Origin of the sequence: Caballeronia sp. (assembly GCF_049581465.1) — a bacterium.
GTDB lineage: Bacteria > Pseudomonadota > Gammaproteobacteria > Burkholderiales > Burkholderiaceae > Caballeronia.
This window is the reverse complement of the sequence record NZ_JBAUSA010000791.1, coordinates 1-9,798: the sequence shown is the minus strand read 5'-3', so window position 1 is coordinate 9,798 and position 9,798 is coordinate 1. Positions and strand designations below refer to the sequence as shown.

The following is a 9,798-nucleotide window of genomic DNA, read 5'->3' as shown; positions in this document are numbered from 1 at the left end:
GGTCCGCAAGCCTTTGGCGCGCAGCGCTGCCTCGACGCGAGCGGCAGTATCCGCATCGCCGACGACAGCCACTTCGGGCTCGAAGCGCACGCACTGATCGACGAGCTTGTCGCCGTTGCGATGCGCGCTCAGCGCGTAGACCTTGAAGCGGTCGGGATGGCGCGCCACGACATCGAGCGTGCTTTCGCCGATTGAGCCCGTGGACCCGAGCAGAGTCAGACGTTTTTGCATAAATCCTTCTTTAGCCGACTAGCTGAGTAACAAAACTGCGATCGGCAATACCGGCAACAATGCGTCGATCCGGTCGAGCACGCCGCCATGCCCCGGCAGCAATCCGCTCGAATCCTTGACGCCGGCCTGACGTTTCATAAGCGACTCGAACAAGTCGCCGATCACACTGAATACGGTCAGCACAGTCAGTGACGCCAACGCGCGGGCCCATCCACTATGATGAACCAGCGCAGTAAAGAGCGTCGGCGTGAAAACCAGCGTAACGGCCGCCAGCGAGCCGACAATCATCACCGCCAGCCAGCCGCCCACCGCTCCTTCCCAAGTCTTGCCGGGGCTGATCGACGGCGCGAGCTTGTGACGACCCAACGCTTTTCCGGCGAAGTATGCGCCTATGTCGGCCAGCCAGACGACTAGGAGAAGCGATAGAACGAACGCCACGCCCACCGAACGCGCCGCCACCAGCGCATGCCAGCACGCCACGAACGTAATTACGCCCGCAAACAACAGGAACGCGCGCCACGGGCCGGCAGCCAGCACAGGCTTGCGCAGCAAGGCGAACGGGCCCGCGAGCACCCAAAAAATGGCAGCCATCTCGTACAGCGGCTTGTAGCCGAGACCGAGCCGCGTACTGGCGATCAGTGCCACGCCAGCGACAACCGCGTACACAATCGGGCCGGCGCCGCCCAGCTTGAGCAATCGCGCCCATTCCCATGCAGCAAATATTACGACTACGGCGATCAGCGCTGCAAATGCGCCGACCGGAGCGAAAAATGTGATTGGCAGGAGTACTGCCAGCAAGACGACTGCCGTGATGACACGGGTCTTTAGCATGAAAGGGTGTCGGCCTTCTGCGATTGAGGTTCGAGTTGAGCGCTCGTGCGGCCGAAACGGCGTTCGCGCTCGGCATACGATTCGATTGCGCGTGCCAGGGACTCCGCGTCGAAGTCGGGCCAGTAGGTATCGGTGAAATAGAATTCGGTATAGGCGAGCTGCCATAGCAGGAAGTTGCTGACGCGCTGCTCACCGCCGGTACGAATGAAGAGATCGGGTTCGGGCGCGTAGGCCATCGCGAGATGCTGTTCGAACGACGACTCGTCGACATCGACGACGCGGCCTTCCTGCACGGACTGGTCCGCCAGCTTTTTCGCGGCCTGCATGATGTCCCAGCGGCCCCCGTAATTCGCCGCGATAGTCAGCGTCAAACGCGTATTGCGCGCCGTCTTGGTCTCGGCGCGCTGGATCAACGCGCGGATGCGGGCGTCGAACATGGAGGTGTCGCCCACGACGCGCAGACAAATCCCGTTCGCGTGCAGCTTGCCGATCTCGCGTTCCAGCGCCGTCACGAACAGGCGCATGAGAAATGACACCTCGTCGTTCGGACGCCGCCAGTTTTCCGAACTGAAAGCGAACAGCGTGACAAACTCGACGCCTTGGCGCGCGCAGCTTTCAACCGTCGCTCGCACGGCGTCGACGCCACGCGTGTGGCCCGCTACGCGCGGCAGGCGTCGTTGCGTCGCCCAACGGCCGTTGCCGTCCATGATGATCGCGATATGGCGCGGCACAACCGCGACATCGGGCACGCGAACGGTAGAGCTGGTATAGGTCATGGCCGCTGAATCTTAGAATCGACAAAGTGAAGCGTCGGCACGACGCGAGAAACCGTTTCCGGTCTCAAACGGTCATGATTTCGGCTTCTTTCGACACGACCAGCCTGTCGATTTCCGCGACGTTCTTGTCGGTGAGCTTCTGGACGTCGTCGCTGGCGCGCCGTTCGTCGTCCTCGGAAATCTCCTTGTCCTTCACGAGCTTCTTGAGTTGCTCGTTGGCATCCCGACGCAAGTTGCGAACCGCGATCTTGGCATTTTCGCCTTCGCTCTTCACCACTTTCGTCAGTTCGCGACGGCGCTCTTCGGTCAGCGCGGGCATTGGCACGCGGATCTGATCGCCTTGATTCGCGGGATTCAGGCCCAGGTCCGAGTCCCGGATCGCCTTTTCCACCACGGGCACCATCTTCTTTTCCCACGCCTGCACGCCGATCGTACGGGCGTCGATCAGCGTCATGTTCGCGACTTGCGAAATGGGTACCATCGAGCCGTAGTAATCGACCTGGATATGGTCGAGCAATCCCGTATGCGCGCGACCCGTGCGGATCTTGGCGAGGTCGTTCTTGAACGCTTCGATCGACTTCTGCATCTTTTGGTCGACGTTCTTCCTGATGTCAGCCACACTCATTTCAGCCTCCAGACTTGATTCATTGCAGTGCAGGCGATAGCGGCGCAGTGCTTGTGCACTAACGCCCCGCCCTCGGTCACCGCGAGAGTTTACACGTGGACTAGCGTACCTTCGTCTTCGCCCTGGACAATGCGCTTGAGCGCACCCGCCTTATTGATCGAAAACACGCGGATAGGCAACTTCTGGTCGCGGCACAGCGCAAATGCCGTCGCGTCCATGACCTGCAGGTTTTTGCCGATCGCTTCGTCGAAGCTGATCGTGCTGTAGCGCGTGGCGCTTGAGTCTTTCTTTGGATCAGCGGAATACACGCCATCCACTTTCGTCGCCTTCAACACGACTTCCGCGCCGATTTCCGATCCGCGAAGCGCAGCGGCCGTGTCCGTTGTAAAGAACGGATTGCCGGTGCCTGCCGCGAAAATAACCACCTTGCCCTCTTCCAGTTGACGGATCGCGCGCGGACGAATGTACGGCTCGACCACCTGGTCCATGCGCAGCGCCGACTGCACGCGCGCTTCAATACCCGCGTGGCGCATCGCATCCTGCAGTGCGAGCGCATTCATCATGGTGGCGAGCATCCCCATGTAATCGGCTGTCGCCCGGTCCATGCCGGCCGCACCGCCCGCGACGCCGCGGAAAATATTACCGCCGCCGATAACGACCGCAAGCTGCGTACCCATGCCCACCACTTCCGCGACGTCTGCCACCATCCTTTCTATTGTCGCGCGATTGATGCCGAAGGCATCGTCACCCATGAGGGCTTCGCCGGAGAGTTTGAGGAGTACGCGTTTGTAGGCTGTGGGCATATGAGATTCCGTTTCGCGCCAAGGGGGAATGCAACAACGTAGAACTGTAGGGGTGAAACGATAAGTACGGCAAGCTTCCGATATTGACCAGGGCTGCGACAAAATTAAGGGTTAACCCCTTTTTTCTGCTTCCGCGCACTGCTGGCCGCCACGAAGGTGCGAGGCGGACGCTCCCGCGATGGGGAACTCCGGGCCCGCATCCGGATGCTTTTACTGCGCTTTTACTGCGCTTTTACTTCTGTTGACGGTGGCCAGACGCTTCGATCACGCGATTCACACATCACACGCGAATCACGCGCTTCCGATCGAAGCGCTTGGCCGCCCGCCTGGGGGTTTAGCCCTGCTTTGCTGCTGCAACTTGCGCGGCCACTTCGGCGGCGAAGTCGTCCGTACGCTTTTCGATGCCTTCGCCGACTACGAATAGTGCGAACTTCTGCACCGATGCACTCGCCGCCTTCAACATCTGCTCGATCGTCTGCTTGTCGTTCTTAACGAACGGCTGGTTCAACAGCGATACTTCCTTGAGGTACTTCTGCACGCTGCCATCGACCATCTTGGCGACGATTTCAGCCGGCTTGCCCGATTCAGCGGCCTTTTGCTCGGCGATGCTGCGCTCCTTCGCGATCAATTCAGCCGGCACTTCGTCCGACGACAACGACACAGGCTTCATGGCCGCAACGTGCATGGCAACGTCCTTGCCGACCTGCTCGTCCGCGCCCGTGAACTCGACCAGCACGCCGATGCGCGTACCGTGAAGATACGAAGCCAGCTTGTTGGCGGATTCATAACGCACGAAGCGGCGAACCGACACGTTTTCGCCAATTTTGCCGATCAACGCGAGACGCACGGTGTCGACGGTCGAACTGTCCATCGGCAGGGCCGACAGAGCGGCGACGTCGGCCGGATTGTTTTTCGCGATGAGTTCAGCCACCGTCTTGCCGAAACCCAGGAAGTCGTCGTTCTTCGCGACGAAGTCGGTTTCGCAGTTCAATTCGACCAGCACGCCCACGCCATCGGCGATATGTGCCGACACGATGCCTTCAGCCGTCACGCGCGATGCCGCCTTGCTCGCCTTATTGCCGAGCTTCACGCGCAGTAGTTCTTCCGCGCGCTCCAGGTCGCCTTCGGCCTCGGTGAGCGCCTTCTTGCATTCCATCATGGGCGCGTCGGTCTTTGCGCGCAGTTCTGCCACCATGCTTGCGGTAATTGCCGCCATCGTCTGCTCCTTGAGTCTGTGCTGGGCCGTGTTGTAGACGGGTCGCACGATTCACATGCGCCACCGGCGGATACCGCCCGCGGCAAGAATGGGTCACCGTTGTCCGATTAAAAAAAAGGGGCCTTTCGCAAAGCCCCCTTTTTTGCCGGAAACATCGGCGTCTAAAACAGTGGCTTACGCTTCCGCGTTGACCTCGACGAAGTCGTCGCCTTCGCCGCTGCGCACAGCCTGCACAACTTCGTTCGTTGCGTTCGAACGGCCTTCCAGGATCGCGTCAGCCACGCCTTGCGTGTAGAGCATGACGGCCTTGCTGGCGTCGTCGTTACCCGGGATCACGTAGTCGATGCCTTCCGGCGAGTGGTTCGTGTCGACAACCGCGATAACCGGAATGCCCAGCTTCTTGGCTTCGGTGACGGCAATCTTGTGGTAACCCACGTCGACCACGAAAATTGCGTCCGGGATGCCGCCCATGTCCTTCACGCCGCCAATCGACTTCACCAGCTTGGCCATTTCGCGTTCGAACAAGAGCGCTTCCTTCTTGCTCATGCGTTCGGTTTCGCCTGCTTCCAGCGCTGCTTCCATGTCCTTCAGGCGCTTGATCGATACCTTCAGCGTCTTGAAGTTGGTCAGCATGCCGCCGAGCCAGCGTGCGTTCACGAACGGCATGCCGGCACGCTGCGCTTCTTCAGCAACGGTGTCGCGCGATTGACGCTTCGTGCCGACGAACAAAATCGTTCCGCGATTTGCTGCCAGTTGACGCACGTACTTCAGCGCGTCGTTGTACATCGGCAACGTCTTTTCGAGGTTGATAATGTGAATCTTGTTGCGATGACCGAAGATGAAGGGGGCCATCTTCGGGTTCCAGAAGCGCGTTTGGTGACCGAAGTGGACACCGGCTTCCAGCATTTGACGCATTGTTACTGCCATGAGATTTCTCCGCGAGGGTTAGGTCTTAAGCCGGCTGCCGCATCGGGCGCCCCGTGTTTCGCTTGAAACTTCCGGGGCGCCGGACACCCTGGGTGCGCTGGCTTGCGATTCAAGTCCGATCGTTGGCGACTACCTCTGTCGATCTTCTTTTTCTCTTACAACGGGCTTTTACCTTTTTTAGGACAGAGCCGCTTTGGCGAGCTTCGGCCTCGGCTTTTGCGTCCTATTTCCGGGAAAAGTCTCATTGCACAAAAGATCACAAAGTGGATGCAGACTTAGCCAGCGAGTATATCACGGCCGAACTGGGCGGCTCAAGCTGCCCGTGGATTGGAACCGGAAGGAGAATGTACCGGCTGACGCGGCGCTCGGCCGGTCCCGCGCCTGCCGAGCGTGCATGGGGATCTCCCCGCGCGCCTGCCTGATGGCTCCGCCCCGCAGGGCTGCCCCACCCAACGGGCGTCCGGTCTTTGAAACACGCTGCCGGATGCTCCGGCGACCGCCCGCCCGGGTGCGGCGAGCCCTATTAGGTGCGATAATGCCGCTTTGGCGCCACGGCCTTCCTACACGTATTTTCTTTCCAAGTCATGTCCATAACGCTGAAAAACGACCACGATATCGCGCAGATGCGCATTGCCTGCCGGCTCGCCAGCGAAGTGCTCGACTTCGTTACGCCGCTCGTCGTCGCGGGCGTGACAACCGGTGAACTCGACCGTCTGTGCCATGAGTACATGACCAACGTCCAGGGTACCGTGCCGGCGCCGCTGAATTACCAGCCGCCCGGCTATCCGCCCTATCCGAAGGCCACCTGCATCTCGTTGAACGACGTGATCTGCCACGGTATTCCCGGAGACAAGACGCTGAAGAACGGCGATGCGCTGAATATAGACATTACGGTGATCAAGGAAGGCTACTTCGGCGATACCAGCCGGATGTTCATCGTGGGCGAAGGCTCGATTCTCGCCAAGCGACTGGTTCAGACGACCTTCGACTGCATGTGGCTTGGGATCGACCAGATAAAGCCGGGCGCGCATCTCGGCGATATCGGCCATGCAATCCAGAAGCATGCCGAAGCGCAGGGTTACAGCGTCGTGCGCGAATACTGCGGTCACGGCGTGGGCAAGGTGTTCCATGAAGACCCTCAAGTGCTGCATTACGGGCGAGCGGGAACGGGCATCGAACTTGAGGCCGGCATGATTTTCACCGTGGAGCCCATGATCAACGCTGGGCGGCGCGATATCCGCACCATGCCCGATCAGTGGACCGTGAAAACGCGCGACCGCAGCCTGTCGGCGCAATGGGAACATACCGTTTTGGTGACGCCGACCGGGTATGACGTCTTGACCGTATCGGCCGGGACGCAGAAACCATCGGAGTTGATCGCGGCGACTGCTTGATTCGGGCGGTATTTTTATCGGCCTGGCTCGCCGGCCGGTCCTGAAAATAGGAATGGAAGGTCACGTCGGCGCTTGGACCGTCGCCGCACCGGGGATTGGCGCTTTGTGTTGTACTTGATTGCCGATTCTTCGAAGCGCCGCGCGGCTTGGGGCGCCTGAAGTCCCCAAAGACATTGCAAGACGACGAAAGACCCGGCAAGACGCTCTTAAGCACTCCCGTTCTAAGCGTTGCAGGCGAAACCTGACGCCTGCGCGCCGCATGATGAGATTGACGCCTCGCGCCGGGCGCGGCCCAGGCGCTAGGCCTTGCCGCCGGACAACGGCTGTACGTGAAAGCCGGCGTAGCAGACGCTCGCCGGCACCTATCCACACTGAACGAACGAACCGCCTGCCCATGAGCGTACCCGCCGACGCCCCGCTTCGTGCCGATTTGCTGAAAGCCTCGTACAAGACCGCGAAGGCCGCGTTGGTCGAGCGCTTCGAGAGCGCGACCAATGTCGATGGCCTGATGCACGCTCTCGCACGCGCCACTGACGAAGCGCTCACGGGAGCCTGGGAAGCCTGCGCGATGCCAGCATCGGCGGCATTGGTAGCTGTTGGCGGTTACGGGCGCGGCGAACTCGCGCCCTACTCGGACATCGATATCCTCGTTTTGCTGCCCGATAGCGAAGCGCCCACCGCGGAGTCCGGTAATGATTTGCTGACGGCGCGCATCGAAAAGCTGATCGGCATGGCGTGGGATCTCGGACTTGAGATTGGCAGCAGCGTGCGCTCCGTGTCGCAATGTATCGATGAAGCGAGCAACGACATCACCGTGCTGACGTCACTGCTTGAAGCGCGCCGCATTGTTGGCAATAGCGAACTTTTCGCCGAATTTACGCGACGCTATCAACAGACGCTCGACCCGCGCGCGTTCTTCCAGGCCAAGGTGCTGGAAATGCGCCAGCGTCACGCCAAATATCAGGACACTCCGTACAGCCTCGAGCCCAACGTGAAGGAAAGTCCGGGCGGTCTGCGGGACCTGCAACTGATCTTATGGATCACGCAAGCGGCGGGTTTCGGTAGTAGCTGGCGCGAACTCGATTCGCGCGGCCTCATCACCGAGCGCGAAGCGAGCGAACTGCGCCGCAATGAAGGCTTTCTCAAGACGCTGCGCGCGCGGCTGCATGTGGTCGCGCGGCGTCGCCAGGACATTCTCGTATTCGACCTGCAAACGGCGCTCGCGGAAAGTCTCGGCTACAAGGCAACGGCCACCAAGCGCGCGAGCGAACAGCTCATGCGCCGCTTCTACTGGGCCGCGAAAGCCGTGACGCAACTCGCGACCATCCTGATCCAGAACGTGGAAGCGCAACTATTTCCATCGACGAGCGGCATCACGCGCGTGATCAACGAACGTTTCGTGGAAAAGCAGGGCATGCTGGAAATCACCAGCGACGATATTTTCGCGCGCGAACCCAGCGCGATCCTCGAAGCATTCCTGCTGTACGAACAGACACGCGGCGTGAAGGGTTTGTCGGCGCGCACGCTGCGCGCCATCTACAACGCGCGCGACGTGATGGATCGCGGCTGGCGGCGTTCGCCCGAAAACCGGCGCCGGTTCATGGAGATCCTCCAGCAGCCCGAGGGCATCACGCACGCGTTTCGGTTGATGAACCAGACGAGCGTGCTCGGGCGCTACCTGCTGAACTTCCGGCGCATTGTCGGACAGATGCAGCACGACCTGTATCACGTGTACACCGTCGACCAGCACATCCTGATGGTGTTGCGCAATATCCGCCGTTTCACGATGGCCGAGCATGCGCACGAATATCCGTTTTGCAGCCAGTTGATGGGCAATTTCGAGCGCCCGTGGGTGTTGTACGTGGCGGCGCTTTTCCACGATATAGCGAAAGGCCGCGGCGGCGATCACTCCACGCTCGGCATGGCGGACGCGCGCCGTTTTTGTCGCGACCACGACATGGAAGCGGATGACAGCGACCTGGTCGTCTGGCTGGTCGAACAGCATCTGACGATGAGCCAGGTCGCGCAGAAGCAGGACACGAGCGATCCGGAAGTCATCAAGCAATTCGCATCGATAGTGAAAACCGAGCGCCGCCTGACCGCGCTGTACTTGCTGACCGTCGCCGATATCCGCGGCACCAGTCCGAAGGTCTGGAACGCATGGAAAGGCAAGTTGCTCGAAGACCTGTACCGGGCGACGCGGGCCGTGCTTGGGGGCGCCGAACTGCACGCGCATTCGCAACTGAAATCGCGCCAGAAAGACGCACTCGCCCTTCTCCGCCTGGAAACCGTGCCCGAAAACGCGGAGAAGGCGCTGTGGGACAAGCTCGACGTAGGCTACTTCCTGCGCCACGATGCCGCGGACATCGCTTGGCAAACGCGCGTGCTCTATAAGCATGTAGAGAGCGCTGAACCGATCGTGCGCGCGCGGCCGTCGCCAATCGGCGCTGCGCTGCAGGTGCTCGTGTACGTGCAGGACCGGGCCGACTTGTTCGCCGGAATCTGCGCCTATTTCGATAAAAACGGCCTTTCCGTGCTCGATGCGAGGGTCACGACTACGCGTCATGGCTACGCGCTCGACAATTTTTTGGTCGCGCATCCGGACCATGACGGGCATTATCGCGACATTGCGAATCTTGTCGAACAGCAGTTGAGTATGCTGCTGAAAGCCGAGGGCATCTTGCCGGAGCCGTCAATGGGACGCGTTTCGCGGCTTGTGCGCACTTTTCCGATCACACCGCGCGTGGATTTGCGTCCCGACGAGCGTGGTCAGTATTACATCCTGTCCGTATCGGCTAACGACCGGCAGGGCCTCCTTTATTCGATCGCGCGGGTTCTGGCCCAGCACCGGATCGGCGTCCACGCGGCGCGGATCAATACGCTTGGCGAACGCGTGGAAGACGTGTTCCTGCTCGACGGCAAATTCCTATCCGACAACCGGACGCAAATCCAGGTCGAAACCGAGCTGCTGCGCGCGATCGCAGCCTGAGAATAT

At 60.5% G+C, this 9,798-nt stretch carries 8 protein-coding genes and 1 pseudogene; 2 read left to right on the top strand and 7 right to left on the bottom strand.

Going from position 1 to position 9,798, the window contains the following annotated elements:
* From WCA53_RS19535 to rpsB, 7 genes and pseudogenes are all read right to left on the bottom strand, one after another.
* Positions 1–231, bottom strand: a pseudogene (locus WCA53_RS19535) (1-deoxy-D-xylulose-5-phosphate reductoisomerase); the annotation flags it as partial.
* 18 nt (positions 232–249) lie between these two features.
* Positions 250–1,062, bottom strand: a complete 813-nt coding sequence (locus WCA53_RS19530; RefSeq protein ID WP_423914368.1) for a phosphatidate cytidylyltransferase — start codon at positions 1,060–1,062, stop codon at positions 250–252.
* On the bottom strand, positions 1,056–1,838 hold the full coding sequence (gene uppS, locus WCA53_RS19525; RefSeq protein ID WP_423914364.1) for a polyprenyl diphosphate synthase: 783 nt from the start codon (positions 1,836–1,838) through the stop codon (positions 1,056–1,058). Before uppS ends, WCA53_RS19530 begins: the two co-directional genes overlap by 7 nt.
* Positions 1,839–1,902: 64 nt before the next feature.
* Positions 1,903–2,463 carry a ribosome recycling factor gene (frr, locus tag WCA53_RS19520; protein ID WP_423914361.1) on the bottom strand — a complete coding sequence of 187 codons (561 nt, stop codon included), beginning with the start codon at positions 2,461–2,463 and terminating at the stop codon, positions 1,903–1,905.
* An 89-nt stretch (positions 2,464–2,552) separates the two neighbouring features.
* A complete protein-coding gene (gene pyrH / locus WCA53_RS19515) occupies positions 2,553–3,266 on the bottom strand; it encodes a UMP kinase (protein WP_423914359.1) in 714 nt (237 codons plus the stop codon).
* Between the two features lie 334 nt (positions 3,267–3,600).
* Complete coding sequence (tsf, locus tag WCA53_RS19510; protein WP_423914356.1) at positions 3,601–4,482, bottom strand: translation elongation factor Ts; 882 nt, start codon at positions 4,480–4,482, stop codon at positions 3,601–3,603.
* Between the two features lie 174 nt (positions 4,483–4,656).
* Positions 4,657–5,409, bottom strand: a complete 753-nt coding sequence (gene rpsB / locus WCA53_RS19505; protein ID WP_423914353.1) for a 30S ribosomal protein S2 — start codon at positions 5,407–5,409, stop codon at positions 4,657–4,659.
* A gap of 584 nt (positions 5,410–5,993) precedes the next feature.
* On the opposite strand from rpsB, the gene map reads away from it, so the two are divergent.
* Complete coding sequence (gene map / locus WCA53_RS19500; RefSeq protein ID WP_423914350.1) at positions 5,994–6,803, top strand: type I methionyl aminopeptidase; 810 nt, start codon at positions 5,994–5,996, stop codon at positions 6,801–6,803.
* A 394-nt stretch (positions 6,804–7,197) separates the two neighbouring features.
* Positions 7,198–9,792 carry a [protein-PII] uridylyltransferase gene (locus WCA53_RS19495; protein ID WP_423914348.1) on the top strand — a complete coding sequence of 865 codons (2,595 nt, stop codon included), beginning with the start codon at positions 7,198–7,200 and terminating at the stop codon, positions 9,790–9,792.
* Positions 9,793–9,798: the final 6 nt, after the last annotated feature.

Coding starts and splice junctions, on each gene's coding strand:
- WCA53_RS19530 (WP_423914368.1), bottom strand. CDS start 1,062: ATGCTAAAGACCCGTGTCATCACGGCAGTCGTCTTGCTGGCAGTACTC.
- uppS (WP_423914364.1), bottom strand. CDS start 1,838: ATGACCTATACCAGCTCTACCGTTCGCGTGCCCGATGTCGCGGTTGTG.
- frr (WP_423914361.1), bottom strand. CDS start 2,463: ATGAGTGTGGCTGACATCAGGAAGAACGTCGACCAAAAGATGCAGAAG.
- pyrH (WP_423914359.1), bottom strand. CDS start 3,266: ATGCCCACAGCCTACAAACGCGTACTCCTCAAACTCTCCGGCGAAGCC.
- tsf (WP_423914356.1), bottom strand. CDS start 4,482: ATGGCGGCAATTACCGCAAGCATGGTGGCAGAACTGCGCGCAAAGACC.
- rpsB (WP_423914353.1), bottom strand. CDS start 5,409: ATGGCAGTAACAATGCGTCAAATGCTGGAAGCCGGTGTCCACTTCGGT.
- map (WP_423914350.1), top strand. CDS start 5,994: ATGTCCATAACGCTGAAAAACGACCACGATATCGCGCAGATGCGCATT.
- WCA53_RS19495 (WP_423914348.1), top strand. CDS start 7,198: ATGAGCGTACCCGCCGACGCCCCGCTTCGTGCCGATTTGCTGAAAGCC.